21 protein-coding genes are annotated in these 25,251 nt (G+C 70.2%); 8 read left to right on the top strand and 13 right to left on the bottom strand.

Annotated elements, in window-relative coordinates:
• Position 1: 1 nt before the first annotated feature.
• A complete protein-coding gene (ligD, locus tag ACN6O8_RS04990) occupies positions 2 to 2,644 on the top strand; it encodes a DNA ligase D (RefSeq protein ID WP_427989950.1) in 2,643 nt (880 codons plus the stop codon).
• On the opposite strand, the gene ACN6O8_RS04995 is transcribed toward ligD, so the two are convergent.
• Genes ACN6O8_RS04995 through ACN6O8_RS05015 form a run of 5 tightly spaced genes read right to left on the bottom strand, consistent with a single transcriptional unit; the run spans position 2,641 to position 6,906 of the window.
• Entirely contained in the window at positions 2,641 to 3,300 is a 660-nt protein-coding gene (locus ACN6O8_RS04995; protein ID WP_427989951.1) for a hypothetical protein, read from the bottom strand. The genes ligD and ACN6O8_RS04995 overlap by 4 nt on opposite strands.
• Positions 3,297 to 4,112, bottom strand: coding sequence for an SDR family oxidoreductase (locus tag ACN6O8_RS05000; protein WP_427989952.1), 816 nt, complete (start codon positions 4,110 to 4,112; stop codon positions 3,297 to 3,299). The genes ACN6O8_RS04995 and ACN6O8_RS05000 overlap by 4 nt, the downstream gene beginning before the upstream one ends.
• Complete coding sequence (locus ACN6O8_RS05005; protein WP_427989953.1) at positions 4,109 to 4,777, bottom strand: TenA family transcriptional regulator; 669 nt, start codon at positions 4,775 to 4,777, stop codon at positions 4,109 to 4,111. Before ACN6O8_RS05005 ends, ACN6O8_RS05000 begins: the two co-directional genes overlap by 4 nt.
• A gap of 6 nt (positions 4,778 to 4,783) precedes the next feature.
• Positions 4,784 to 6,262 carry an AMP-binding protein gene (locus tag ACN6O8_RS05010; RefSeq protein ID WP_427989954.1) on the bottom strand — a complete coding sequence of 493 codons (1,479 nt, stop codon included), beginning with the start codon at positions 6,260 to 6,262 and terminating at the stop codon, positions 4,784 to 4,786.
• The gene (locus ACN6O8_RS05015) at positions 6,259 to 6,906 is read right to left on the bottom strand and encodes a thermostable hemolysin (RefSeq protein WP_427989955.1); all 648 of its coding nucleotides are present in this window, start codon (positions 6,904 to 6,906) and stop codon (positions 6,259 to 6,261) included. The genes ACN6O8_RS05010 and ACN6O8_RS05015 overlap by 4 nt, the downstream gene beginning before the upstream one ends.
• 107 nt (positions 6,907 to 7,013) lie before the next feature.
• Between ACN6O8_RS05015 and ACN6O8_RS05020 the strand changes: the two genes are divergently transcribed.
• Both ACN6O8_RS05020 and ACN6O8_RS05025 read left to right on the top strand, forming a co-directional pair.
• On the top strand, positions 7,014 to 7,688 hold the full coding sequence (locus tag ACN6O8_RS05020; RefSeq protein WP_427989956.1) for a response regulator: 675 nt from the start codon (positions 7,014 to 7,016) through the stop codon (positions 7,686 to 7,688).
• Positions 7,685 to 9,046, top strand: a complete 1,362-nt coding sequence (locus ACN6O8_RS05025) for an ATP-binding protein (RefSeq protein WP_427989957.1) — start codon at positions 7,685 to 7,687, stop codon at positions 9,044 to 9,046. Before ACN6O8_RS05020 ends, ACN6O8_RS05025 begins: the two co-directional genes overlap by 4 nt.
• A gap of 20 nt (positions 9,047 to 9,066) precedes the next feature.
• Here the strand turns inward: ACN6O8_RS05025 and ACN6O8_RS05030 are convergent, their stop codons facing one another.
• Positions 9,067 to 10,479: an amino acid permease gene (locus ACN6O8_RS05030; RefSeq protein WP_427989958.1), complete on the bottom strand. Its 1,413-nt coding sequence runs from the start codon at positions 10,477 to 10,479 to the stop codon at positions 9,067 to 9,069.
• Positions 10,480 to 10,736: 257 nt separating this feature from the next.
• A complete protein-coding gene (locus tag ACN6O8_RS05035) occupies positions 10,737 to 11,672 on the bottom strand; it encodes an AraC family transcriptional regulator N-terminal domain-containing protein (RefSeq protein ID WP_427989959.1) in 936 nt (311 codons plus the stop codon).
• A 164-nt stretch (positions 11,673 to 11,836) separates the two neighbouring features.
• Here ACN6O8_RS05035 and ACN6O8_RS05040 point away from each other — a divergent pair, with 164 nt between their 5' ends.
• From ACN6O8_RS05040 to ACN6O8_RS05055, 4 genes are read left to right on the top strand one after another with little or no spacing between them, the layout of a single operon-like run.
• The gene (locus tag ACN6O8_RS05040; protein WP_427989960.1) at positions 11,837 to 12,886 is read left to right on the top strand and encodes an NAD(P)-dependent alcohol dehydrogenase; all 1,050 of its coding nucleotides are present in this window, start codon (positions 11,837 to 11,839) and stop codon (positions 12,884 to 12,886) included.
• A 40-nt stretch (positions 12,887 to 12,926) separates the two neighbouring features.
• Positions 12,927 to 13,397 (top strand): (2Fe-2S)-binding protein, encoded by a 471-nt coding sequence (locus tag ACN6O8_RS05045; RefSeq protein ID WP_427989961.1) that lies wholly within the window; start codon positions 12,927 to 12,929, stop codon positions 13,395 to 13,397.
• Positions 13,397 to 15,685 (top strand): molybdopterin cofactor-binding domain-containing protein, encoded by a 2,289-nt coding sequence (locus ACN6O8_RS05050; RefSeq protein WP_427990166.1) that lies wholly within the window; start codon positions 13,397 to 13,399, stop codon positions 15,683 to 15,685. Before ACN6O8_RS05045 ends, ACN6O8_RS05050 begins: the two co-directional genes overlap by 1 nt.
• Before the next feature lie 43 nt (positions 15,686 to 15,728).
• The gene (locus ACN6O8_RS05055; RefSeq protein WP_427989962.1) at positions 15,729 to 16,742 is read left to right on the top strand and encodes an XdhC family protein; all 1,014 of its coding nucleotides are present in this window, start codon (positions 15,729 to 15,731) and stop codon (positions 16,740 to 16,742) included.
• Between the two features lie 70 nt (positions 16,743 to 16,812).
• Here the strand turns inward: ACN6O8_RS05055 and ACN6O8_RS05060 are convergent, their stop codons facing one another.
• Genes ACN6O8_RS05060 through ACN6O8_RS05080 form a run of 5 tightly spaced genes read right to left on the bottom strand, consistent with a single transcriptional unit; the run spans position 16,813 to position 22,971 of the window.
• Positions 16,813 to 18,150: a four-carbon acid sugar kinase family protein gene (locus ACN6O8_RS05060; RefSeq protein WP_427989963.1), complete on the bottom strand. Its 1,338-nt coding sequence runs from the start codon at positions 18,148 to 18,150 to the stop codon at positions 16,813 to 16,815.
• The gene (locus ACN6O8_RS05065; RefSeq protein ID WP_427989964.1) at positions 18,147 to 19,424 is read right to left on the bottom strand and encodes a ribulose-bisphosphate carboxylase large subunit family protein; all 1,278 of its coding nucleotides are present in this window, start codon (positions 19,422 to 19,424) and stop codon (positions 18,147 to 18,149) included. The genes ACN6O8_RS05060 and ACN6O8_RS05065 overlap by 4 nt, the downstream gene beginning before the upstream one ends.
• A 22-nt stretch (positions 19,425 to 19,446) precedes the next feature.
• On the bottom strand, positions 19,447 to 19,986 hold the full coding sequence (locus ACN6O8_RS05070; RefSeq protein WP_427989965.1) for a VOC family protein: 540 nt from the start codon (positions 19,984 to 19,986) through the stop codon (positions 19,447 to 19,449).
• 59 nt (positions 19,987 to 20,045) lie between these two features.
• Positions 20,046 to 21,938, bottom strand: coding sequence for a TRAP transporter large permease subunit (locus ACN6O8_RS05075; RefSeq protein ID WP_427989966.1), 1,893 nt, complete (start codon positions 21,936 to 21,938; stop codon positions 20,046 to 20,048).
• 10 nt (positions 21,939 to 21,948) lie between these two features.
• Positions 21,949 to 22,971 (bottom strand): TRAP transporter substrate-binding protein, encoded by a 1,023-nt coding sequence (locus tag ACN6O8_RS05080; protein ID WP_427989967.1) that lies wholly within the window; start codon positions 22,969 to 22,971, stop codon positions 21,949 to 21,951.
• 111 nt (positions 22,972 to 23,082) lie between these two features.
• Between ACN6O8_RS05080 and ACN6O8_RS05085 the strand changes: the two genes are divergently transcribed.
• The gene (locus ACN6O8_RS05085) at positions 23,083 to 24,144 is read left to right on the top strand and encodes a LacI family DNA-binding transcriptional regulator (protein WP_427989968.1); all 1,062 of its coding nucleotides are present in this window, start codon (positions 23,083 to 23,085) and stop codon (positions 24,142 to 24,144) included.
• Positions 24,145 to 24,186: 42 nt separating this feature from the next.
• Here ACN6O8_RS05085 and ACN6O8_RS05090 read toward each other — a convergent pair whose 3' ends face one another.
• Positions 24,187 to 25,131 carry a LysR family transcriptional regulator gene (locus tag ACN6O8_RS05090; RefSeq protein ID WP_427989969.1) on the bottom strand — a complete coding sequence of 315 codons (945 nt, stop codon included), beginning with the start codon at positions 25,129 to 25,131 and terminating at the stop codon, positions 24,187 to 24,189.
• Positions 25,132 to 25,251 lie beyond the last annotated feature (120 nt).

Raw genomic sequence — 25,251 nt, forward strand, 5'->3', positions numbered from 1 at the left:
CATGGCCGACCCCCTGGCGAAATACCGCGCCAAGCGCGACTTCAAGGTGACCACGGAGCCGGCCGGCGGCGGCCAGGCCAACGAAGCCGCGCGCGCCTTCGTGATCCAGAAGCACTGGGCCAGCCGCCTGCACTACGACTTCCGGCTGGAACTGGACGGGGCCATGAAAAGCTGGGCCGTGCCCAAGGGGCCGAGCTACGACCCGGCGGTCAAGCGCATGGCGGTGCAGGTGGAGGACCACCCCATCGCCTACAACCGTTTCGAGGGCGAGATCCCGAAGGGGCAGTACGGCGCCGGCAAGGTCATCATCTGGGATCGCGGCACCTGGACGCCGGTGGGCGACGCGGCCGACGGCTACCGGCGCGGCCACCTGAAGTTCGACCTGCACGGCGCGAAGATGCGCGGGCGCTGGGCCTTGATCCGCATGAAGGGCCGCGAGTCCGAAAAGCAGCCGCCCTGGCTGCTGGTGAAGGAGCGCGACGACTTCGCCCGCGCCGAGAGCGAATTCAGCGTGGTGAACGAGCAGCCCGACAGCGTGGTGTCGCCGCCGGCCGGCACGCGCCCGCCACCGGCGGCCGCCCCTCGCGCCCGGGCGGCCGCCGCCGACCCGCCGCCCGGGCGCGAGGAGCTGCCGGGCGAGGCGGCGGCGCTGCCCAGGCTGATCAAGCCGCAATTGGCCACGCTGGTGGAAGGCGTGCCGGCCCAGGCGCGCGCAGACTGGCTCTATGAGATGAAGTTCGACGGCTACCGCTTGCTGGCGCGGCTGGACCACGGCGAGGTGCGCCTGTACACGCGCAATGGCCACGACTGGGCGCCCAAGCTGCCGCATCTGGTGGCGGCGCTGCGGCGCGTGCCGCTGGAAACGGCGTGGCTGGACGGCGAGATCGTGATGCTGGCCGACAACGGCGCGCCCAGCTTCCAGGCACTGCAGAACGCCTTCGATGGTGAACGCACCGGCGGCATTCTGTTCTACGTGTTCGACCTGCCTTACGTGACGGGCCGCGACCTGCGCGGCGAGCCGCTGCACGTGCGGCGCGCGGTGCTGGCGCGGGTGATGGCGGCGGCCGGCGGTGACCCGCTGCGGTTCAGCGAGGCCTTTGACGCCGCGCCGGCGGATCTGGTGGCGTCGGCCTGCAAGATGGGGCTGGAGGGCATTATCGCCAAGCGCCTGTCGTCGCCCTACGTCTCGCGCCGCGGCGACACCTGGGTCAAGTTCAAGTGCGCGCGGCGGCAGGAATTCGTGGTCGTCGGCTATACCGATCCCAAGGGCGCGCGGGTGGGGTTGGGCGCGTTGTTGCTGGCGTATCACGACGCGGCTGGAAACCTGGTGTACGCCGGCAAGGTGGGTACCGGCTTCGATGATGCCGGGCTGGCCGCGCTGCGGCGGCGGCTGGAGGCGCTGCGGACGCGGCAGGCCAGCGTCAAGGCCGCGGGCGCGGGCCGCGGCACGCATTGGGTGCGGCCCGAGCTGGTGGCGGAGGTGTCGTTCGGAGAGTGGACGGAATCGGGCCATGTGCGCCACCCCGTGTTCCGCGGGCTGCGCACCGACAAACCGGCGCGCGCGATCACCCGGGAGGTGGCGATGGCGGCGGACACGAGGCGGGACGGCCAGGCCGGCGACGCGGCGCGGCAAGGTCGCGGGACGGCCGCCGCGATCAGCGCGAAGCAAGGCGCGAAGACCGGCGCGAAGACCCGGGCCAAGGCGACCACCATGGCGGCAGCCAAGCGTACGGCGCAGGCCGCCAAGACCGCCACCGCCGCCGGCAAGCTGACGCATCCGGAACGCGTCATCGATCCCTCGACCGGCCTCACCAAGCTGGACTTGGCCCGCTACTACGGCTTGGTGGCGCCGATGCTGCTGCGTCACCTGAAGGATCGCCCGGTATCGTTCCTGCGCGCGCCGGCCGGCATCGAGGGAGAATTCTTCTTTCAGAAGCACCTGGAAGCGCCGATACCCGGGGTGAAGCCGCTGCCGCAGGCCCTGGATCCGGCCCATCCGCCGCTGATGGAAGTGCCGACGCCTCAGGCGTTGATGTCGGCCGCGCAGATGAACGTGGTGGAGTTCCACACCTGGAACGCGGTCAAAAGCGCCATCGGCAAGCCCGACCGCATGGTGTTCGACCTGGATCCGGGCGAAGGCGTGACGTGGGACGCGGTGCGGCGCGGCGCGCAGTTGCTGCGGGTGCTGCTGACCGGGATCGGCTTGCAGGGCTGGCTCAAAACCAGTGGCGGCAAGGGCCTGCACGTGGTGGTGCCGCTGCGCCGGCAATACGACTGGGACACGGTCAAGGCGTTTTCGCAGGCCATCGTGCAGCATCTGGCGCGCACCCTGCCGCAGGTGTTCGTGGCCAAGAGCGGGCCGAAGAACCGGGTCGGCCGGATTTTCGCCGACTACCTGCGCAATGGCTTTGGCGCCACCACGGTGGCGGCCTGGTCGGCGCGGGCGCGCCCCGGCATGGGCGTGTCGGTGCCGCTGGCCTGGGACGAGCTGGACAGCGTGCCGGCCAGCGACGCCTGGACCATTGCCAATATCCACGCGCGCCTGGATGTCGGCGACGCGCCCTGGGACGACTACGCCCCGCAGGCGCTGGCGGCGGCGATGCAGGCGCTGGACTTCAAGCCGGACGGCCCGGAGCGCGGCTAGTTGGCCTGCCGCAGCAGCGCCTGGACTTCGGCGCGGCGGCCCTGGTCGGCCACCTCGCGGCCGGGGCGCGGCGGCGCCTTGAGCGCCTTCTGCAGGTAGGGCACGGCGTCGGCCTTGCGGCTGCGGTAGATCAGGTAGTCGGCATAGAAGTAGTTCGGATCGATCCCGTCGGGGTTGATCGCCAGGGCCTGTTGCAGCAGCGCCTCGGCCTTCTTGTTGTCGCCGAAGCCCACCGGCCAGCCGGGCACCTTGTAGTACAGCACGCCGAGGCTGTTCAGCGCCGAACCGTCCAGCGCCTTGCTGTCGATCTTGATGGCGGTTTCATACTCCGCCTTGGCCTGCTTGGCGATGCCCAGGGCGCCCAGCCCGCCCTTGGCGCCGGCCCAGGAACTGAGGACGATGCCTTCCCAGATATGCGGTTCGGCGCGCTCGGGGAACTGCGCGGTGAGCGCGTGCGCCTGCTGCGACAGGCTTTCGAAGCGCGCTTCGCGTTCCCGTTCGGGGGTCTGGTACTGGATTGCGGCCCACTCTGATTGCAGGGCGCGGATGCCCTGGTCCAGCGTGGCCGGTTCGGCCCGGGCCGGCGCCGTGCCGGCAAGGGAAAGACAGGCGCAGGCGGCGGCGATGACGCCGCGCCACGGATGACGTCGATTCATGAGGAGACTCCAGATTTGGGAAAGACTGCGCCAAGCGCGCGCCGGTGCTTGGCAAAGACGCCGTCCAGCAGGCGCGGGCAAAGGGTGTTGAGACGGACGGCCAGGGCTTCGACCAGGCCGGCGTAACGCTGCGGCGACTCGCTTTCCAGCATGCGCTGAACCGCTACGGCCACCTTGTCCGGCGCGTCGCTGGGCGAGCCGGTGGCCTGGTTGAAGGCGATGACCTCGGGCGAGTTGAATGGCGTGTCGATGGCCCGGGGCGCGTAGTACTGGAGCGTGACGCCGCTGCCGGCCAGTTCGCGCCGCAGCGCCTCGGTATAGACGCGCAGGGCCGCTTTGGAGGCGCCGTAGGCCGCGAAGCCGGGCACGCCCAGGCTGCCCAGCACCGAGCCGATGTTCAGCACCTGCGCATGGGGCCGGGCGCGCAATTGCGGCAACATTTCGCCGGTCAGCAGCATCGGCGCCAGCACGTTGGTGGCGAATAACTGCATGGCCTGATCCGGCCGCAGCTCCTGCGCCGGCGCGAAGGCCGCGATGGCGGCATTGTTGATGAGCACATTGGCGCCGCGCGCCGCGGCGGCGTCGACGATGGCGGCGCGGCCGCTGGGATGGGTGATGTCGACCACCAGCGCATCGACGGCGTTGCGGTCGGCGCTGCCCGCGCTGAGCGACTGCGCCAGCGCCAGCAGCGGCTCGGCGGTGCGGCCGATCAGCAGCACGCGGGCGCCCTGGGCGCGCAGGCGCCGGGCAATGGCGCTGCCCAGCCCGCCGGCGGCGCCGGTCAGAACGACGGAGGCTTCGCGGATATTCATCGGCCGGCTCCCGGGGTGGCCCGCGGCAGGCCCTGGAAGATGCCCGCGTACAGGCGGTAGAACATGCGCGCGGCGTGCACCACCGCGGCCTGGTCGCCCGGGTCGTCCAGGTCATTGACCAGTTCGGCGAAATGCGCGGTGTGCTCCTGATCGAGCGTGCCGTGCGAGCGCAGGTAGCTGAACGCGGCCGCGGGCAGGCCCAGGCCCTGCTGGATGCGATCGGCGGCGTTCAGCGCCAGGGCCACGCTGGTGCCCTCCAGCACATGCACCATGCCGAAGAAGCCCACCGGATTGTTGCGATGGATGGTGTCGTAGGCATAGGCCACCATGACTTCGGTGGCCGGGCCCGGGCCGGCCCGCCTGACCGCGTCGGGTTGCTCGCCCAGCGCGCGCAAGTCGTTCAGGATCCATTCGTCGTGACCGGTCTCTTCCTCGATGTATTCGTCCAGCGCCTCGTCCAGCCAGCCCAGGCGTTCGGGCAGGCGCGCGCGGCAGCTATACATGAGGGGAACGGTGTGGCGCACGTGGTGGTAGGCCTCGCGCAGGAACGCGATGTAGCCGGGCAGGGTGACCTCGCCGCGCAGGCATTCCTGGATGATCGGGGTCTGTATCAGGCGCTCGCGATGCGGCCGCGTTTCGCTCAGCAGGGTGTCGTAGAAGGGCATGATGGCTCAGGGCAGTTGGGGTTGCAGGGAGGACGGGAACAGGTCGGCATGGCGTTGCAGGATGGCGTCGCGCCGGGGCCGCCCGTTGGCCGTCGCCAGTCCGGCGGCGGCGGAAAAATCGTCGCGGCCGCGCAGCCACGGGCCGATGCGCGCATAGTCGGGCAGTTGCTGGTTGGCGCGGGCGATGGCGCGCGCCAGGGCGGCGTCGTCGCGCTCGCCCTGCGGCCAGACCACGGCGCCCAGCGCGGGCTGACCATCGCCCAGCACCACGGCATGGCGGATCTCGGGCTGGCTGGTCAGCGCCACCTCCACCCATTCGGGCGAGACATTGCGGCCGAACCCGGTGATCAGCACGTTCTTGGCGCGCCCCTGGATGTGCAGGAAGCCGGCCGCGTCGATGCGTCCCAGGTCGCCGGTCGGCCACCATTCGCGCCGCGACGCGGGCTCGCCGAGATAGCCCAGCGCCAGGCTGCCCGCCACCTCGATCTGGCCGTCGGCGCCGATGCGCACGCGGGCGTGCGGCAAGGGCCGGCCGGCTGAACCGGGCAGGTCCGCGCCCGGCAGGTTGAGCGTCTGCACCGACGCCGCTTCCGACAGGCCGTAGCCCTCGTAGGCCGGCAGTCCGACCGCGCGCGCCTGGCCCAGCAGGACGGCACCGACCGCCGCGCCGCCCACCGCCATCAGGCGCAGGCTTTCCGGGGCGGGACGGCGCGTTGCGTGCAGCCAGCCGGCGTAAGCGCGCAGCATTTGCGGCAGGACGATGACGCTGTCGGCGCGCGCGTCGATCAGCGCGGCGTGCAGCGTGGCGGGGTCGAACTGCGACGAGCCGGACAGGCCCACCTGCGCCAGCGGCCGCACGTCGACCGTGGCGCCGTGCAGCAGCGGGGCGTAGACGCCGGCGATGTTCTCCAGCAGCACCGGCAGGGGCAGGGCGACCAGGTGGCGCGCGATGCCCAGGGCCGAGGTGGCCCGCGCCAGGCCGGCGGCCACGGCGAGCATGCCGGCGCCACCCAGGCACACGCCCTTGGGCTGCCCGGTGGAGCCCGAGGTGAAGGTGATCTTGTCCGTGCCGGTCGGCAACTGCGCCGGTTGGGCCGCCCGCCGCAGCAGGGCCAGATTGCCCGCGGCCGCCAGCGGCGCGAAGCCGAACGCGGCCAGGCGCTCGGCGTCGCCGGCGGCACAGGCCAGCGCCTGCGCGCCGCTGGCCCGCAGGGTCGCGGCGATCTGCTCGGGCGAGAAGAACAACGGCAGGGGCAGGTGCACGGCGCCGCTGGCCAGGCACGCCAGGTCGAGCACGATCCAGTCGGCGCCGTTGTCCTGCAACGACGCCACGATGCGCGCGCCGCTGCGCGACAGCAGCTCGCCGCGCTCGCGCACGCGCTCGACCAGCGCCGGATAGGTCAGGGTTTCACCGGGCGCGCGCAGCGCCGGGCGGTCGGCGCGGTCCGGGGCGCGCAGGGCGCTGAAGAAGTCGTTGATGCTCATGCCTTGCGCTCCGGGATATGGGCCAGGATGGTGTCCAGGCGTCCCGCGAACACCTGTGGCTCGTGGTCGTAATAAGTGCCCCAGTCCTTGCGGTCGGCCGCGCTCAGGCCGCCGGCGGTGGCGGTCGCCAGCGGCTGATGGGCCAGGCCCATGCGCGAGAACAGGTGGTGCAGTTCCTGCGTCAGCGTCCCCACCGCCCATTCGAAGCCGCGGTGGTGTAAATGCTGGGCCAGCAGTGGCACCAACAGGCGCCCGGCGCCCGGGCGCGCGGCGGCGAACTGGCCGGTCTCGACGATGTGGGCGCGCGCCACCGGCAGGCCGCGTTCGCCCAGGTAATGCTCGATCGGGGCGGCCAGGTAGCGTTCCAGGAACAGCGGTTCGCGCGCGTCGCGGTAGCCGGCGGCGGCCAGGATTTCCTCGCCGATCCGCAGGCTGACCAGGCTGGGCATCCAATGCTTGAGCCGGGCGCCGAAGCGTTGCTGGTAGCGGTCGTGGATGTAGGCCTCGACCCGGGCGCGCGCCGGATCGCCTTCGGGATGCAGATGCAGCACGGGCCGTTCGAGGCGTGCCGTCGTGTGCGGGGCCATGGCGGCCAGGAGCGCGTGGGGTTTGAACTGCGGCATGGCGGTTTCCAGTCGATGCATCGTCAAATTGCTTGAACGATGGCCCGCAGCGTAGAGGCCCGACCTTAATCGCAAATTAAGCGCGCGCCGGTGGTAATCTGGGACGTATCGGACTGCTGGGGGATGAAATGCGTATCCTTATCGTCGAGGACGACCCGCTTATCGGTGATGGCATCAAAAAAGGCTTACGCCTGATGGGCTATGCCGTCGATTGGTTCGGCAACGCCGGCCAGGCCGACCAGGCCATGCGGGTGGTGCAGTACGACGCTGTGGTGCTGGATCTGGGCCTGCCGGGCGAGGACGGCGTGACCCTGCTGGCGCGGTGGCGCCAGGCGGGGTGGAGCGTGCCGGTGGTCGTCCTGACCGCGCGCGACGCGGTCGACAGCCGGATCGCGGGACTTGACGCCGGCGCCGACGACTACTTGATCAAACCCATCACCCTGGATGAACTGGCGGCGCGGCTGCGCGCGGTGACGCGGCGCGGGGCCGGCAGGCCCGAGCCGGTGTGGCGGCATGGCGAGCTGGAGTACCAGCCCGCGTCGCACGAGGCGCGCTGGAAGGGCCAGCCGGTGGAGCTGACGGCGCGCGAGGCGCAACTGCTGGAGCTGTTCCTGTCGCACCCGAGCCGGGTGCTGACGCGCGATTTCCTGCGCGACAAGCTGTACGACTGGGATGCCGACAACGAAGGCAGCAACACGCTGGAAGTGCACGTGCACCATCTGCGGCGCAAGATCCACCCCAAGATCGTGCGGACCCTGCGCGGCTCCGGCTACGCATTGGGGCAACCGGACGCCGAATCATGACCCTGCAACGCAGGCTGATCCTGGCGGTGCTGCTGGCGGTGCCGCTGGGCTGGGTGTTGACCATTGCCGTCACTTATTGGCGCGCGCAGCACGAGATCAACGAACTGTACGACACCGACATGCTGCGCCTGGCCGAACAGACGCTGGCGGTGGCGTCGCTGCTGCCGCCGTCGGCGGCCTTGGCCGCGCCGCGGCTGACGCGCGCGCCGGACGCCGGCGACGCCAGCCACGGCGACCTGGCGGTGGCGATCTGGCTGGGGCCGGACGAGCCGCTGGTTCTGGATATCGAGGCGCGCCAGTTTCCCCGGGCCGACGGCCAGCAGGGCTTCATCGACAGCATGGTCAGCGGCGCGCCGTGGCGGCTGTACTACCTGAGCGACGGCGCCGGCGCGACGCGGGTGGCGGTGGGGCAGCGGGTCGGCGAGCGCGACGACCTGGTGGTGGCGTACCTGACCAGCCAACTGGTGCCGTGGCTGGTCGGCCTGCCGGTGCTGATGGCCGTGCTGGTGGTGGCGGTACGCCGGGCGATCCAGCCGTTGCGGGACCTGTCGCGCACCCTGGAGCGCCGCCGCCCCGATGATGGTTCGCCGCTGCCGCAAGACGCGCCGGGCGAGCTCAAGCCGCTGGTGGCCGCAATGAATGGCCTGCTGGCCCGGGCCGGCCGCCTGATCGAGCAGGAGCGCCGCCTCACCGCGGACGCCGCGCACGAGCTGCGCACGCCCCTGGCGGCGCTGCGGGCGCAATGGGAAGTGGTGCAACGCGCCACCGATCCGGCCTTGCGGGCCGAGGCGCAGACGCGCGTGATGCGCGGGCTGGAACGCATGGATCGCCTGGTGACGCAGCTCTTGACGATGGCGCGGCTGGATAGCGTTGGCGAAGTGGCCTTCGCCTCCGAGGTGGATTGGCGCGCGGTGGCGGAACAGGCGATCGGCGACTGCCTCTGGATCGCCAACCGCCGCGACGTCGACATCGACGTCGAGTGGCCGGCCCCCGGCCAGATGCCGCTGCCGGTGGCCGGGGATGCCGACGCGCTGGCGATCCTGCTCAAGAACCTGCTGGACAATGCCATCCGTTATGGCCCCCGGCACGGACGGGTTCGCATCACCTTCGCGCCCGCGCGGATCCTGGTCGATGACGAGGGCGCGGGCCTCGCGCCGGAGATTGCCGCGCGTCTTGGCGACCGCTTCCTGCGCGGGGCCGGCAACGAAGAATCCGGTAGCGGCCTGGGCGTGTCGATCGCGCGCCGCATCGCCCGCAACCATGGGCTGGCGCTGCGCTACGAAATGCGCGCGGCGGCGGCGGGGCGGCCGGCCGGGCTGCGCGCGATCCTGGCGCGGGCCGCGCCCGGCGAGGGCTGAGGCCGCGGCCCGCGCCCGGTTCAGTCGGCGCCGGCGGCGGCCGGGCCGGCGGCCGCGCGCTCGCGCGTGCCGATGCCGAACACCTGCGCGACGATGCCCATGGCGATGATGACGCCCGCCAGGATCGAGGTGTAGACCACCTCGTTGCGGTAGGTGCCTTCGATCACCATGGTGACAAGGGCGGCGATGATGCAGACGATCACCGCATACGTCAGCCAGGGAAACAGCCACATCTTGAATTCCAGCCGCACGCCGCGCGCCTGCAAGCGCTGGCGCATGCGCAGTTGCGAGCAGGCGATGGCCAGATAGACGAACAGGGCGATGGTGCCGGTGGCCTGCATCAGGACGTCGTAGACGTCCATCTTCGAGGTCGCCATCATCCAGACGGCGGCGAAGGCGAACAGGCTGGAGATGATCACGCCGACATACGGCGTGCCGGTCTTGCGCCCGGTGATCTGCATGATGCGGTGGGCGTCGCCGCGCCTGGCCAGCGAGTAGAGCATGCGCGAGGCGGTGTAGAGCGCCGAGTTGAAGCAACTGCACACCGAAGTCAGCACGATGAAGTTGACGATGAACTGCGCATGCGGGATGCCGAGCGCGTCGAGCGCGACGTTGTAGGTGCCTTCGGTCGGCTGCGTCAGCCCGGGCGCGTTGTAAGGCACCAGGCAGACCACGATGAAGATCGAGCCCACGTAGAACAGGCAGATGCGCCACACCACCGAACGGGTGGTCTTGATGATCTCGCGGCCCGGGTCGGCCGATTCGGCGGCGGCCACGGTGACGATCTCGGCGCCGATGAAGGCGAACATCACGCCCAGCAGCGCCACCACCACCGACTTGGGGCCGTTGGGCATGAAGCCCTGGCTGGTCAGGTGGCTCCAGCCGTGGGCGCTGCCCCACGGCCACAGGTGCGCCAGCGCCAGGCTGCCCATGACCAGGAACAGCACGATCGCCACCACCTTGATGAGCGCGAACCAGAACTCGAATTCGCCGTAGTTGCGCACGTTCAGGAAGTTGACGATCAGCAGCGACACGGTCACCAGCAGTGCGTAGCCCCAGGCCGGCGCCAGCGGGAACCAGCCGTGCAGGATCTGCCCGGCGACATAGGCTTCCCAGCCCATCAGCAGGGCCCAGAAGTACCAGTAGAGCCAGCCGATGGTGAAGCCGGCCCAGCGCCCGATGGCGCGGTCGGCGTAGGTCGAGAACGAGCCGGTGTCCGGCTGCGCCACCGCCATCTCACCCAGCATGCGCATGGCCAGGATGACCAGAATGCCGCCGCCGACATAGGCCAGGATGACGGCCGGGCCGGCCAGGGCGATCTGCTTGCCGGAACCCACGAACAGCGCCGCGCCGATCACGCCGGCGATCGACATCATGGTGAGATGGCGGGATTTGAGCCCGCCCTTCAGTTCGGTATTGGGGGTGTTTGCCAACTGTCTTCTCCTCTCCGGATGCGCAAGGGCCATGGCATATCCGCCATCGGAATGGAAAAGAGGCATGTCCCCTGCCGGTTTATCGATTTTTGGTCGTGCCGCCATGAGGATATACGGGTCGGCGCGCGTGTTGGCGCGCATGCCATGCTCTGTTGCAAGTGCCAGGTTTTGTTGCCTGAAAATCCGACTGATGTCTTGCCGGGACGGCGGCTCGGCCAGGAGGTCGCCTTGCCTTGAAGCGACCGGCCGCCGTCGGCTCATTGCTGCCGCGCCAACTCCGCCTGGCCGCGCAAGGTGGCGATGTCGCGTTTGGGCGGCGCGCCATACCGGCGGCTGTATTCGCGGCTGAATTGCGACGGGCTTTCATACCCCACCTTGAAGGCGGCGCTGGCCACATCCAGGTATTCGCTCAGCATCAGCCGCCGCGCCTCGTTCAGCCGCAGCCACTTCTGGTACTGCAGCGGGCTCATCGCGGTGAGCTGGCGGAAATGATGGTGGAAGGTCGGCGGACTCATCTGCACGCGCGCGGCCAGATCCTCGACCCGCAACGGCTGGGCGTAGTGCAGCTTGAGCCATTCGATGGCGCGCGCGATGCGCTGGCCCTGGCCGTCGACGGCGGTGATCTGCCGCAGCTTGGCCGCCTGGTCGCTCTGCAGCAGGCGGAAATGCAGTTCGCGCAGCACCAGCGGCGCCAGCACGTCGATGGCGTCGGGTTCGTCCAGCAAGGCCAGCAGGCGCTCGAACGGCGCCAGCAGGGCGGGGGTGACCGTGCCGATGCCCACCCCGACGCCGAGCGCGCGTTCGCGCGGGGCCAGCATGCCGCCCTGCGCGATCAGTTCGGCCAGCACGCGCAGATCCAGCCGCAGGGCCAGGCCCAGGCAGGGGCGCTCCGGGCTGGCCACGGTGACCTCGGAGTCGGCCGGCAAATCCAGTGACGTAATGAGGAAGCGTGAGGTATCGTAAGGAAATGCCTCGCCGCCCACCCACATCTGCTTGGCGCCCTGCACCACCAGGACCAGGCTGGGTTCGACCAGGCAGGCGCAGGCGCGCGTGACGGCCTCGCGCCGGAAGAAGCCCAGGCCGGCGATGGCGGTGTCGAAGTCGCCCGTGCCGTGGGTGCGGGCGTCGATGATGCGTGCCAGGGCCTGGTACGAAAGGGCGTGATGCGCCGCCGCATCGGGGTTGCGTGTCATGGATCGGTAGCCTCCGGGGGCACTGTACCCGGCGGCGCTGGCCTTGCATACCAGAGCAGTCGTTGTTCCAGAGGATCAGGCAAGAAATCCAGTGAAATGCGCTACCGGCGTCGTGCCGCGATTGCGGAAAATGCCATTTTTGGCCAAGCACACGGAGTCTACAAATGCTTGTGAATGCCTACGGCGCCCACGCCGCCGACCAGCCCCTCGAATCGCTGCAAATCACTCGCCGCGCCACGGGCGCGCACGATGTCCAGATCGACATCGCCTTCTGTGGCATCTGCCATTCCGACCTGCACCAGGTGCGCTCGGAGTGGGAGGGCACCCAATACCCCTGCGTCCCCGGCCACGAGATCGTGGGCCGGGTCGCCGCCGTTGGCGCGCACGTGCAGGGCTTCAAGCCGGGCGATCTGGTGGGCGTCGGCTGCATCGTCGACAGCTGCAGGCATTGCGCCGAATGCGCCGACGGCCTGGAGAACTACTGCGACGCCATGGTCGGCACCTATAACGGGCCCACGGCCGACGAGCCGGGCTGGACCTTGGGCGGCTATTCGCAGAAGATCGTCGTGCACGAACGCTATGTGCTGCGCATCCGCCACCCCGCCGAGCAACTGGCCGCCGTGGCGCCGCTGCTGTGCGCCGGCATCACCACCTATTCGCCGCTGCGCCACTGGAACGCGGGGCCGGGCAAGAAGGTGGGCGTGGTTGGCGTGGGCGGGCTGGGGCACATGGGCATCAAGCTGGCCCATGCCATGGGCGCCCACGTGGTGGCGTTCACGACCTCCGACGGCAAGCGCGCGGCCGCCCGCGAGCTGGGCGCCGACGCGGTGGTGGTGTCGCGCAACCCGGACGAAATGGCGGCGCACCTGCAAAGCTTCGACTTCATCCTGAACACGGTGGCCGCGCCGCACGACCTGGATGCCTTCCTGGCGCTGCTCAAGCGCGACGGCACCATGACGCTGGTGGGCGCGCCGGCCACGCCGCACCCGTCGCCCAACGTTTTCAACTTCATCATGAAGCGCCGCTCGCTCGCCGGTTCCATGATCGGCGGCATTCCCGAGACCCAGGAAATGCTCGACTTCTGCGCGCAACACGGCATCGTCGCCGACATCGAGATGGTTCGCGCCGACGAGATCAACGCCGCCTACGAGCGCATGCTCAAGGGCGACGTCAAGTACCGCTTCGTCATCGACAACACCACCTTGAACGGCTGACCGCCGTCCTTGCCCGCACCCCGCCCACCAGGAGTTCGCCATGACACGATTGCAAGTCAACGGCCAGACCAAGGAAGTCTCCGTTCCCGACGACATGCCCTTGCTGTGGGTGCTGCGCGATGAACTCGGCATGACCGGCACCAAGTTCGGCTGCGGCATGGCGCTGTGCGGCGCCTGTACCACCCACCTGGACGGGCAGCCGACGCGCGCCTGTGTGACGCCCGTGTCCGCCGCCGCGGGCCGCGCGATCAGCACCATCGAGGGCATGGCGGCCGACCCGGTCGGCCGCGCGGTGCAGCGCGCCTGGGTGGAAAACAACGTGGCGCAGTGCGGCTATTGCCAGGCCGGCCAGATCATGACGGCGGTGGGCTTGCTCAAGACCACGCCGGCGCCCACCGAACAGCAGATCGACGAAGCCATGAGCGGCAACATCTGCCGCTGCGGCACCTATCCGCGCATCCGCGCCGCCATCAAGCAGGCGGCGGCCCAATTGGCCCAGGGAGGCAAATGATGACGACCCCGATGCAGGTTTCGCGGCGCGGCTTCCTCAAGAGCGGCCTGGGCGCGCTGACGCTGGCAGTGACGGGCAATGGCCTGGTCAGCGCGGTATGGGCGGCCGATGAACCGAAGAAGTACGGCGCCGATTCCATGCCGGGCGGCACGGTGGACGATCCGCTGGCGTTCGTCTCGATCGCGGCCGACGGCACGGTGACCATCATTGCGCACCGCGCCGAGATGGGCACCGGGGTGCGCACCAGCCTGCCGATGGTGGTGGCCGACGAGATGGAGGCCGCCTGGGACCGGGTGCGGGTAGTGCAGGCCGATGCCGATGAAGCGCGCTATGGCAACCAGAACGTGGACGGCTCGCGCAGCATGCGCCACTTCCTGATGCCGATGCGCCGCGTGGGCGCCGCGGCCCGCCAGATGCTGGAAGCGGCCGCTGCCGCGCGCTGGGCGGTGCCGCTGGCCGAGGTGCGCGCCACGCAGCACCAGGTGGTCCACGTGCCCACCGACCGCCGGCTGGGTTATGGCGAGCTGGCGGCCGATGCCGCCAAGCTGCCGGTGCCCAAGGGCGACGCGCTCAAGCTCAAGACGCGCGCCGAGTTCCGCTACATCGGCAAGGAGCAGGTGCGCCTGGTCGACCTGGAAGCGATCGGCCAGGGCCAGGCCATCTATGGCATGGACATGCGCCTGCCGGGCATGGTCTATGCCGTGGTGGCGCGTCCGCCGGTGGTGGGCGGCAAGCCGCGCCGGGTGGACAGCGCCAAGGCGCTGGCGGTGCCGGGCGTGCTCAAGGTGGTGGACATTCCCGCCATGGCCGGCGCGCCCGCCTTCCAGCCGCTGGGGGGCGTGGCGGTGGTGGCCCGCAATACCTGGGCCGCGATGCAGGGCCGCGCCGCCCTGCAGATCGAATGGGACGACGGCCCCAACGCGGCCTATGACTCGGCCGCCTACCGCGAGACGCTGACCGCGGCCAGCCGCAAGCCGGGCAAGGTGGTGCGCGACCAGGGCGATGCGCCGCAGGCCTGGGCCAAGGCCGGCGAGGCCGGGCGTTTCACCGCCGAATACCACGTGCCGCACCTGGCCCACGCGTCGATGGAGACGCCGGTGGCGACGGTGCGGATCCAGGACGGCGGGGCCGAGGTCTGGACCTCGGTGCAGAATCCCGCCGCGGCGCAGGAGGCGGTGGCCAACCGCCTCAAGCTGAAACCCGAAAACGTCAAGGTCCACGTGCTGTTGCTGGGCGGCGGCTTCGGCCGCAAGTCCAAGCCGGACTATGTCGACGAGGCCGCCATCGTGGCCCAGGCCATGCCCGCCGGCACACCGGTCAAGCTGGTGTGGACGCGCGAGGACGACATCCACCACGATTATCTGCACACGGTGTCGGCCGAACACCTGGAGGCCGTGGTGGGGCAGGATGGCAAGGTGCAGTCGTGGCTGCACCGCAGCGCCGCGCCCACCATCGCCTCGCTGTTCACCGAGGGCGCCAAGGGCGAGCAGTTGTTCGAATCAGCCATGTCGGCCATCAACATGCCCTACGTGATCCCGAACGTGCGGGTCGAAACGGCCGAGGTCGCCGCCCACGCCCGCATCGGCTGGTTCCGCTCGGTGGCCAACATTCCGCATGCCTTCGCGGCGCAGTGCTTCATCGCCGAGCTGGCGCATCGCGCCGGGCAGGATCACAAGCAATACGCGCTGGACCTGATCGGCCCGGCCCGCCGCATCGATCCGGGCACGCTGGCGGACACCTGGAACTACAGCGAATCGCCCGAGCGTTATCCCTACGACACCGGCCGCCTGCGCGGCGTGATCGAGGCGGCGGCCAGCGGCGCCAAGTGGGGCCGCGACATGCCCAAGGGCCACGGGCTGGGCCTGGCGTTCTGCTACAGCTTCTTGAGCTACACGGCCACCGTGGTCGAGGTGGCGGTGGACGAGAAGGGCGAGGTGCGGGTGCTGGCGGTGGACATGGCCATGGACTGCGGCCCGCAGATCAACCCCGAACGCATCCGCGCGCAGATGGAGGGCGGCGCCATCATGGGCCTGAGTCTGGCGCTGCTGGGCGAGATCACCTTCGAGAAGGGGCGCGTCAAGCAGAACAATTTCTATGACTACGAGGTGCTGCGCCACAACGCCTCGCCGCGCGTGATCCGCACGCACCTGGTCAATGACGACCACGCCCTGCCGCCGGGAGGCGTGGGCGAGCCGCCGGTGCCGCCGGTGGCGCCGGCGCTGTGCAACGCCATTTTTGCCGCCACCGGCAAGCGGGTGCGCAGCCTGCCGGTGCGCAGCGTCGCCTGAAGGCCGCCGGATGGGCATGATGCGGTCGCCGGGAGGGGGATGAATGGAAAGTGTGGACGTACGCGTACTGCGCGCCGCGCGCGATTGGGCGGCGGCCGGAGACCGGGTGCTGCTGGCCACGGTGGCCCGTACCTGGGGCTCGTCGCCGCGCCCGGCGGGATCGATGATGGCCTTGCGCGAGGACGGCCGCTGCGTCGGCTCGGTCTCGGGCGGCTGCATCGAGGATGACCTGGCGCTGCGCTATACCCGCGCCCATGGCGGCGCCGGCATGCCGCGCTCGGCGCCCGAGCTGGTGCGCTACGGCGTCCATGCCGACGATGCGCACCGCTTCGGCCTGCCGTGCGGCGGCACCCTGGAACTGCTGTTGGAGTTTGATCCCGACGCGGCGGCGCTGGACGCGCTGGTGCGGCAGTTGGAAGCGGGGCGGCTGATGCGGCGCACGGTCGACTGCGCGACGGGCGCGGTGCGGCAGGCGCCGGCCGGCGCCCCGCAAGCCCTGCATTTCGACGGCGCCACCCTGTCCAGCACGCTGGGGCCGCAGTACCGCATGCTGCTCATCGGCGCCGGCGCGCTGGCCGAGTATGTGGCGACCATGGCGCTATTCAACGACTTCGCGGTCACGCTGTGCGATCCGCGCGTGGAGCACCTGGGCGCCTGGTCGGTGCCCGGTGTGCGCCTGACCACCGAGATGCCCGACGATGCCGTGCGCGCCTTGCGGCCTGACACGCGCACCTGCATCGTGGCGCTGAGCCACGATCCCAAGCTGGACGACCTGGCCCTGCTGGAAGCGCTGCACAGCCCGGCGTTCTATGTCGGCGCGATCGGGTCGCGGCGCAATACCGACCTGCGCCGCCAGCGGCTGATCGAGCACTTCGACGAAACCGAGGAATCGCTGCGGCGCCTGCGGGCGCCGGTCGGCCTTTTCATCGGCAGCCGCACGCCGGCCGAGATCGCCGTCAGCGTCATGGCCGAGATACTGGCCGTCAAGAACGGCGTGGCGCTGCCGGCCGCGCTGTCGGTCGCCGCCGCCAAGACGCGCGCGGCGCGCGCGGCGTAGGCGCCGCCTGCGGGGCCGCGCCGCCCCGCAGGCGGCGGCGATGCGCCGGGCGAACGCCGCCCGGCCCGCTTCAGACGCCACGCGCCAGATCGTCGAACAGCGTGTCGCCGCCCATCTGTCCGCCCTTGAGCATCAACTGCAGGCCATCCGTCAGCGCATCGTCGCTGCGCGCGACGCTGACGGTGACGCCGGGCGCCAGCGTGCCGTGAAAGCCCAGGCCCCATGCCCCCAGCGCCAGCGTGGCCTGGCTGGAGGTGTCGCCGCCGGCGATCCCCAGGCGTTTCAAGGGTTGGCCCGCGGCGGCGCTGGCGCGCACGATCCGCGCCACCAACTGGCCGGTGGCGCGGGCGGTGGCGGCGGCGCGGTCCGGCGACAGGGCCTGGTCCGGCGCATCGGTGTGCGCCAGCACATTGCGCCCCTGGGCCAGCGCGCCGGCGGCGTCCTGGACGCAGGCGCGGACGTAGGCGGGGTCGCCCAGCAGGCGCGCCACGTTCAAGGGTTGCCGCGCATAGCGCTGGCTGGCGGCGATCTGGCGGGCGGTGACCGGCGACAGGCTGCCGGCCACCACCAGCACCGGGCCCTCGGCGGGCGGCAGCGCGGGCGGGGACATCGCCGGGCCGAGGCCGGCGGCGCGCGTCAGCGCCTGCTGCACGCTGCTGGGGCCCACCACCAGCAGCGGCAGCGCCGACGCGGCGCGCCATAGCAGCCGGCCGATCAGCGGCAGTTGGTCGTCGTCGATCAGGTCCAGCAGCAGGGGGCCGTTGGCCGAGTCGAGGATCGTGTCGATCCACCCGTCGGCGGCGCGCAGGTCGGCCTGCGCGCGCAGCGGCGGATAGGCGGTGTGCGGCAGCGAGGCAATGTCGGCCAGCCCTTGCGACGCCAGGTGGCGCCGCAGGTCGGCTTCGGCCATGGGGGTGACCGGGTGCGCGCGCATCACCGGGTGCCGGTCGATGCGGTGGATTTCGGGCGCGGCGCCGGCGCGCGCGAACAGGTTGCCGAAGCTGCAATAGCGCCCGATGCCGGGCTGGCCGCCGACGATGGGAACGAGCGGGTTGAGCACGTGGCGTCGCAGCTCGGCCACGGCCGCGCCGATGCTGCCCACGTGCGGCGCGCTGTCGAAAGTTGAGCAGCACTTGTAGTGCAGGATGCGGCTGCCGGTGGCGGCCAGGAAACGGCCGGCCGCGCGCAATTCGGCCGTCATCGCGGCGGGCGCCATGCCGCGCGCCGCGCCAGCGATGCCGATGGCGTCCAGCGGGCCGGCGCGCTCAAGCTGCCGCGGCGTCGGCACGCCCAGGAACAGCAGACTGCGCCAGCCGGCCAGCGCCACGTGCGCCAGCGTGTCGGTGGCGCCGGTGAAGTCGTCGCCGTACCAGGTGACGCGCGGGGCGTGGGCCGGGCCGTCCGTCATGCGCGCGATCCGAAGTGGGCCAGCGCGCGCCGCAGCTCGGGGGCCTGGGCGGCGAAGCTGGCCAGGTCCTGGCCGGCGCGCACCGCCTGCCAGGCCTGGCGGATGCTCTGCACGCCGGCCGCCGGGCCGTCCGGATGCGCCAGGATGCCGCCGCCGGACATGAACAGCAGGTCGTCGGTGCGCACCGCGGCCCAGGTGGCGGGCACCGTGCCGGCCCATTGGCCGGACGAGAACGCCGGCATCACCGGGTCGTCGATGCCGGGCGTGAGCGGCGCCAGGCAGTCGCGCGCGCTCTCGACCACTTCGTCGTCCGGCTGCGAGAACTTGCCCTGCAATCCGTGCACGTGCATGTGGTCGACGCCGGCCAGGCGCCACAGCGTCTGGTAGGCCTGAAAGCCGATGCCCAGCAGCGGATGGCGCGACAGCGCGCCGTAGCCGTTGCGATGGCCATGCAGCGCCAGCGGCGTGTGGCGGCGCAGGGTCTGGATGGCGGAATAGCCGCACCAGTTCAGGCTGGCCATCACGCAGCTGCCTTGTTCGCGCTCGATCAGGTCGGCGTGGCGCCGCATGGCGTCGGTTTCGTCGGTGATGTTGAAGGCCACCATGACCTGGCGCCCCGTGCGTTCGCGGTGCGCCCGCACCACCGCCATGACGGCGGCCACGCGCTGCGCCAGCGGCGCGTGGGCGGGGTTGGCGCAGACTTCGTCGTCCTTGATGAAATCCACGCCCGCCGCGCACAGCCGCGCCACCAGGTGGGCGGTCTGTTCGGGCGACAGCCCGACGTTGGGCTTGATGATGGTGCCCACCAGCGCGCCGCTGGCCACGCCGGTCAACTGGCGCGTGCCGGCCACCCCAACGCGCGGCATCTCGAACTGGGCGCGGTAGTCGGACGGCAGTTCCAGATGTTCCAGCCGCAGGCCGGTCACTTCGCCCAGGTCGTACAGGTTGCCGCCGACGGTGGCGGCCAGGGTCGGCAGGTTGGGGCCGATGTTGGCCACCGGAAAGGCGATGCGCACGCGGGCGCGGCGCAGCGCGGCCGGCATGCCGCCCGGCTGGCGCGCGAGCCAGGCGTTGGGCAGGCTGGCCTGGCGGGCGGATTCGAGTTCCCGCACCGATTCGACCTGGGCGCGGGCGCGCGCCCGCAGCGCGTCGGTCTCGCCCTCGACGCGGGTGAAGGTGCCGCAGGACTGCTCGCCCGCCATCACCTCGGCGACGCGCGCCGGGTCCAGCGGGGTTTCGATCAGGTAGGTGGCGCGGATGACTTGGGTGTTCATGGAGGGGTTCCGGGGCCCGTTTTCAAAGCTGCTTCAGGTCGGGAAAGGGGCGCACCGGATCGCGGCCGTCCCAGTCGCGCGCGCTGTCGCGGATCAGGTCGAACAGGCGGCCCTTGGGGCCGGCCACCTCGGACAGCTCGATCACCGTGCCGGGGTGGTATTCGGTGTCGAAGTAGATGAAGCGGCCTTTCTCGCCGACCTCGCCCTGCATCTTCGGCGCGAAGCCCTGTGCCAGCAGGCGCGCCAGATCGGCGTCGTAGTCCTGGGTCCAGTAGGCCACGTGCTGCAGCCCGGTGCGGCCGGCCTGCAGGAAGTCGCGGTACATCGACGGCACGTCGTTGCGGGTCTGGATCAGCTCGACCTGCACGAAGCCTGAATTGGCCAGCGCCACCGAGTTGTGCGGCTCGTAGGGCGCGCCGTCGTAGCGGTAGTTCACGATCGGCACTTTGGGGTTGTAGAACCAGGGGCCCACGCCCAGTGTGCGGCTCCAGTAGTCCATGGCGGCCTCGATGTCGGGCACCACATAACCGAGTTGGCGGATTTCGCCCAGGAAACGACTCATGATGGATTCTTGTGTAGGAAGTGGCGGGAGGGCGCGGCCCGGGATGGGCCGCGCGGCGTTCAGGACGCGGATTTGAGAAAACCGATGGAGATCCAGGGGCAGGCGGCAACGATGACCAGCCCGACCAGCAGCGCGGCGATGTAGCCCCAGATCGGGCGGATGCCCTCGTCGGGATCGACCCGGCTGATGGCGCAAGCGCCGTAGTAGCCGACGCCGAAGGGCGGCGCGAACAGGCCGATGCCCATGGCGAAGATCACCACCATGGCGTAATGCACCTCGTGCACGCCGGCCTGCGCCGCCACCGGAAACAGCAGCGGCCCGAACAGCACGATGGCGGGAATGCCCTCCAGCACGCTGCCCAGGATGATGAAGGCCACGATCGACACCGCCAGGAAGCCGTAACTGCCGCCAGGCATGCCGGCCATCAGCCGCGCCAGGTCGCCGGAGAAGCCTGATTGCGTCAGCGCCCAGGCCATGGCGGTGGCGCAGCCGACGATCAGCATGATGGCGCCGGACAGCGAGGCGGTCTCGATCAGCATGGGCTTGAGCCGCGCCAGGTCGAAGCGCCGGTACACCAGCGCGCCCACCAGCGCCGAATAGACGATGCCGATGGTCGAGACCTCGGTGGCGGTGGCCACGCCCTCGACCACCGCGGCGCGGATCACGAAGGGCAGCGCCACGGCCGGCAGGGCGATGACGAAGAAGCGGCCGATCTCGCGCGGCGCGAAGCGCTGCGCCAGGCTCAGGTCTTCCTTGCGGTAGCGCCACCACACCACCGAGCACAGCGCCAGCCCCAGCACCACGGCCGGCAGCAGGCCGCCGGTGAACAGGGCGGCGATGGACACGCCGGTGACCGAGCCGATGGTGATCAGCACGATCGACGGCGGGATGGTTTCGGTCTGCGCGCCGGTGGCCGCCAGCAGCGCCACCAGGTCGCCGGGCTTGGCGCCGCGCTTGTGCATTTCCGGGAACAGCACCGGCGCGATCGCCGCCATGTCGGCGATCTTCGAGCCGGAGATGCCGGACACCAGGTACATGGCGCCGATCAGCACGTACGACAGGCCGCCGCGCACGTGGCCCAGCAGGCTCGCCAGGAACTGGATCATGGCGCGCGCCATGCCGGTCATCTCGATCAACGAGCCCAGGAAGATGAACAGCGGCACCGCCAGCAGCATCAGGTGCGACATGCCTTCGTCCAGGCGGCCCACCATCACCAGCATCGGCGTGTTGGTGGTCAGCGCCAGGTACGAGAAGGTCGCCAGCGCGAACGAGAACGCGATCGGCACGCCCGCGAACACCGTGGCCGCGACGATGCCGACGAAGAAGATCACCAGGTTGACCTTGCCCAGCCCCGCGAACAGCGGCTGTGCCAGCCAGAACGCCGCCACCATCGCCGCCGCGCCGGCCAGCGCCAGCAGCAGGTGGGGCAGGGTCTGGGTGCGCAGCAGCCGCAGCAGCGCCACCAGCGCCATCAGGCCCATGCCGACCGGAATGGCGGCGGCGCGCCAGGCGTTGCTCAGCTCCAGCGCGGGCGTGATGATGAAGTGTTCCTCGTGCGCGTACTCGATGGCGGGCGCCAGGATCAGAAACAGGAAGGCGAGCGAGGCGGCCAGCGCGCCGGCCTCCAGCTGCGCGCGGCGCGCCGGGCCGATGTGGTTGACCAGCGCCGTCATGCGCATGTGTTCGCCGCGGCGCAGCGCCACCACGGCGCCCAGCATCGACAGCCACAGGAACAGGATCGAGGCCAGTTCATCGGACCACACCAGCGGGCTGTGGAACACGTAGCGCGCCACCACGCCGGCGAACAGCACCAGGATCTCGACCAGCACGATGGCGGCGGCCGCCAGTTCGACCAGGCCGCCCAGCGCCGCGTCCAGCGCCTCGGCCGCGCGCCGCAGCGGATGGGCCGGCAGCGCCGGCGCGGCGGCGTGGGAAGAAGAGAGCGAGGACATGGGCGCGGCCTCAGGCGAGCTTGCCGACGGCCTGCTCCAGCAGGGCCCAGGCTTCCTGGCCGAAGCGCTGCTGCCATTCGCTGTAGAAACCGGCCTTGCGCAACTGGTCGCGGAAGCTGTCGGCGGCGGGCTGGTTGAAGGTCAGGCCCTTGCTTTCCAGGTCGGCTTGCACCGAGGCGTTGAGCTTCTTGATGTCTTCGCGCTGCGCCAGCCCGGCCTCGTTGATGCCGCGCGCCACCACCGTTTTCAGGTCCTGCGGCAGCCCTTCCCACATGCGGCCGTTGGCGATGAACCAGTAGCCGTCCCAGATGTGGTTGGTCAGCGAGCAGTACTTCTGCACCTCGTACAGCTTGGCCACCTGGATGATGGGCAGCGGGTTTTCCTGCGCGTCCACCACCTTGGTCTGCAAGGACGAATAGACCTCGCTGAACTGCAGGCTGGCCGGCGCCGCGCCCAGGCCCTTGAACATCGAGATCGGCAGGGGGCTGACCGGCACGCGGATCTTCAGGCCGTCCATGTCGGCGGCCCGGGTCACCGGCGCCTTGCTGCTGGTGGTCTGGCGAAAGCCGTTGTCCCACATCTTCTCGAAGGCATACAGGCGGCGCTGGGCGATGGCGGCGCGCACGTGGGCGCCGAGCGCGCCGTCCATGGCGCCCCAGACCTGGCCGTAGTCCTTGAAGGCGAAGCCGACGGCGTTGATGGCGGCCACCGGCACCAGCGTGGCGATCACCAGCGCCGACGGCGTGAAGAAGTCGATGCCGCCCGAGCGCACCTGCGCCAGCATGTCGGTGTCGCCGCCGAGCTGGTTGTTGGGGAAGATCTTGATGTCGACGCGGCCGTTGCTTTCCTTGAGGATGCGGTCGGCGGCTTCCTGGGCGCGGATGTTCAGCGGGTGCGAGACGGGCAGGTTGTTGCCGTACTTCAGCGCATAGTCGGCGGCCCGGGCGATCAACGGGAAACCGCCGCCCAGGGCGGCCGCGGCGGGAAGGGCGCACAGGCGGCGCAAGGCACTGCGGCGGGTGAGCAGCTTCATGGTTGTCTCCAGAATCTTGGTTATGATGTTTTTTGAGGTGCCGCAGAAGTCCATCGCGCTGAGGCATGAGGGACAATAGTGAACCGGCGCCCGCATCGTCAAACCCCGACAATGATGGTTTTTGATGTGAATAAGCCCACTCGCGAACGCAAGCTGGCGACCCTGGCCGAGGTCGCGGCGCTGGCCGGCGTGTCCACCGCCACGGCCGACCGCGTGCTGAACCGGCGCCCCGGGGTGCGCAACAGCACCGCGCAGCGCGTGCTCAAGGCGGCGGCCGAACTCGACTACCTGCCCGAGGCCGACCTGTACGCGGCCATGGCGCCCGAGCCGATGCGGCTGGTGATTCTGCTGCCGCGCGGCAGCAACCGCTTCCTGCGCATGCTGGGCGACAGCGTGAGCTACGCGCACGAGCACTTCGCGCCGCTCAACGCGCGCTGCCAGGTCGACTATGTCGAAAGCTTCAACCCCGACGCGCTGGCGCAGGCGCTGCTGCACCACGGCCGGCGCGCCGACGGCATCGCCTTCATGGCGCTGGAGCACCCGGTGGTGCGCGAGGCCGTCAATGCCCTGGCGCAGCAGGGCGTGCCGACGGTGACGCTGATCTCCGACCTGGCCAACAGCGCGCGCGTGGCCTACGTGGGCCTGGACAACCGCGCCGCCGGCCGCACCGCCGGCTACCTGATCGCGCGCTTCATCGGGCCGCGCGCCGCGCACGTCGCGCTGATCGCCGGCTCGCGCCACTACCGCGCCCACGAAGAACGCGAGGGCGGCTTCCTGCAGTTGTACGCCGAGCAGTTCCAGGCCATGCAGGTGGTGGACCTGCGCGAAGGCTATGACGACGCCCAGCGCAACTACCAGCAGACGCGCCAACTGCTGGAGCAATACCCGCAACTGGCCGGCATCTACAACATCGGCGGGGCGTCGGACGGCGTGGCGCGGGCGCTCAAGGAAGCCGGCCTGCAGCACCGCGTGGTGTTCATCGGCCACGGCCTGACGCCGGACACGCGCGCGCTGCTGATCGACGGCACCATGGACGCCGTCATCACGCAAAGCCCGGTCGAGGCGCTGATGGGCTGCGTGCGCATCTTCTGCAACGTGCGCGACAAGCGCAGCCCGATGAGCGGGGTGGAGATGAACCGCAGCCAGGTGATCCTGCGCGAGAACCTGCCGTAGGACACCGGGCGCGGCGGGACCTTGCCGCGCCGGCGTGGCCGTTCAGGCCGCCTCGGTCGCGGCGATACCCAATTCAGAGGCGTAGCCCGCAAGCTGCTCGCCAACATGCCGCCGCAAGGCCTCTACGAAAAGTTTGATTTTCGCGTCGACGAATTGCCGCGATGGATACAGCGCGTACACGTTGCGTTGATTGGTGTAATACCCTGGCAATACGCGCACCAGCGTGCCTTTGCGAAGATCCTCGATCGCGGAGAATCCCGCCAGCAGGCCGATGCCGGCGCCGTCACGCAGCGCGGTCGCCATCGCGTCCATGTCGTTCACTCCAAGATGTCCGCCCGACGGCCGATGGGTAAACGTGCCGTCCTCGCCCTCCAGGTGCCATTCGTCCGGGGCATAGTCCACCGTGCTCAACAACACGCAAGCGTGCCGGGCAAGGTCCTGGGGGGCTTGCACAGGGGGATGCCGTTCCAGGTACGCGGGCGAGGCCGCCAGGATGCAGTGGCTGACGCCGATCTTCTGGCTGACATAGGTGGAGTCCGGCAAGGTTCGCGCTATCACGATCCCGATATCAAGCTGTTCCTCAAGCAGATTCGGCATGCGTTGCGATAGAAGAAGATCGACCGAAACCTCGGGGTGGGCTTTTCTGTAGGCCAACGCCGCGCGAGCGACCAGGGTGCGCCCCAGACCGGGTACGGCGTGCACGCGCAAAACGCCCCGTGGCGCGACCGTGGCGTGGCCCGCTTCGGCTTCGGCTTGCTCGACGTCGCCCAGGATCGCGACGCAGCGGTCATAGAAACGCTGGCCCACATCGGTGATCACCAGGCGGCGGGTGGAGCGTTGAATCAGGCGGGCATTCAGGCCTTCCTCCAGCACCGTGACCGCGCGCGAAATGTTGCCGACCGTGGTGGAAAGATGGTTGGCCACGGCAGTGAAACTGCCCATCTCCACCACTTTCACGAAAACCGACATGTTGTATAGCTTGTCCATCTTGGATCCATATTGCGCGGGCGACTTTACCGCTGGCAGGGAAAGTCATTCTTTCACAGGGGGCTAAATCCTCACGCCGCTCGCGCCTAGACTGCGTTCCATGGTCTGGCCTTGACCTGG

It is taken from the genome of Achromobacter sp., assembly GCF_050285565.1.
In the GTDB taxonomy this organism is placed as follows: Bacteria; Pseudomonadota; Gammaproteobacteria; order Burkholderiales; family Burkholderiaceae_B; genus Achromobacter.

Coding starts and splice junctions, on each gene's coding strand:
- ACN6O8_RS05055 (WP_427989962.1), top strand. CDS start 15,729: ATGGAAAGTGTGGACGTACGCGTACTGCGCGCCGCGCGCGATTGGGCG.
- ACN6O8_RS05045 (WP_427989961.1), top strand. CDS start 12,927: ATGACACGATTGCAAGTCAACGGCCAGACCAAGGAAGTCTCCGTTCCC.
- ACN6O8_RS05050 (WP_427990166.1), top strand. CDS start 13,397: ATGACGACCCCGATGCAGGTTTCGCGGCGCGGCTTCCTCAAGAGCGGC.
- ACN6O8_RS05090 (WP_427989969.1), bottom strand. CDS start 25,131: ATGGACAAGCTATACAACATGTCGGTTTTCGTGAAAGTGGTGGAGATG.
- ACN6O8_RS05070 (WP_427989965.1), bottom strand. CDS start 19,986: ATGAGTCGTTTCCTGGGCGAAATCCGCCAACTCGGTTATGTGGTGCCC.
- ACN6O8_RS05035 (WP_427989959.1), bottom strand. CDS start 11,672: ATGACACGCAACCCCGATGCGGCGGCGCATCACGCCCTTTCGTACCAG.
- ACN6O8_RS04995 (WP_427989951.1), bottom strand. CDS start 3,300: ATGAATCGACGTCATCCGTGGCGCGGCGTCATCGCCGCCGCCTGCGCC.
- ACN6O8_RS05010 (WP_427989954.1), bottom strand. CDS start 6,262: ATGAGCATCAACGACTTCTTCAGCGCCCTGCGCGCCCCGGACCGCGCC.
- ACN6O8_RS05065 (WP_427989964.1), bottom strand. CDS start 19,424: ATGAACACCCAAGTCATCCGCGCCACCTACCTGATCGAAACCCCGCTG.
- ACN6O8_RS05040 (WP_427989960.1), top strand. CDS start 11,837: ATGCTTGTGAATGCCTACGGCGCCCACGCCGCCGACCAGCCCCTCGAA.
- ACN6O8_RS05060 (WP_427989963.1), bottom strand. CDS start 18,150: ATGACGGACGGCCCGGCCCACGCCCCGCGCGTCACCTGGTACGGCGAC.
- ACN6O8_RS05075 (WP_427989966.1), bottom strand. CDS start 21,938: ATGTCCTCGCTCTCTTCTTCCCACGCCGCCGCGCCGGCGCTGCCGGCC.
- ACN6O8_RS05025 (WP_427989957.1), top strand. CDS start 7,685: ATGACCCTGCAACGCAGGCTGATCCTGGCGGTGCTGCTGGCGGTGCCG.
- ACN6O8_RS05005 (WP_427989953.1), bottom strand. CDS start 4,777: ATGCCCTTCTACGACACCCTGCTGAGCGAAACGCGGCCGCATCGCGAG.
- ACN6O8_RS05080 (WP_427989967.1), bottom strand. CDS start 22,971: ATGAAGCTGCTCACCCGCCGCAGTGCCTTGCGCCGCCTGTGCGCCCTT.
- ligD (WP_427989950.1), top strand. CDS start 2: ATGGCCGACCCCCTGGCGAAATACCGCGCCAAGCGCGACTTCAAGGTG.
- ACN6O8_RS05085 (WP_427989968.1), top strand. CDS start 23,083: ATGATGGTTTTTGATGTGAATAAGCCCACTCGCGAACGCAAGCTGGCG.
- ACN6O8_RS05020 (WP_427989956.1), top strand. CDS start 7,014: ATGCGTATCCTTATCGTCGAGGACGACCCGCTTATCGGTGATGGCATC.
- ACN6O8_RS05000 (WP_427989952.1), bottom strand. CDS start 4,112: ATGAATATCCGCGAAGCCTCCGTCGTTCTGACCGGCGCCGCCGGCGGG.
- ACN6O8_RS05015 (WP_427989955.1), bottom strand. CDS start 6,906: ATGCATCGACTGGAAACCGCCATGCCGCAGTTCAAACCCCACGCGCTC.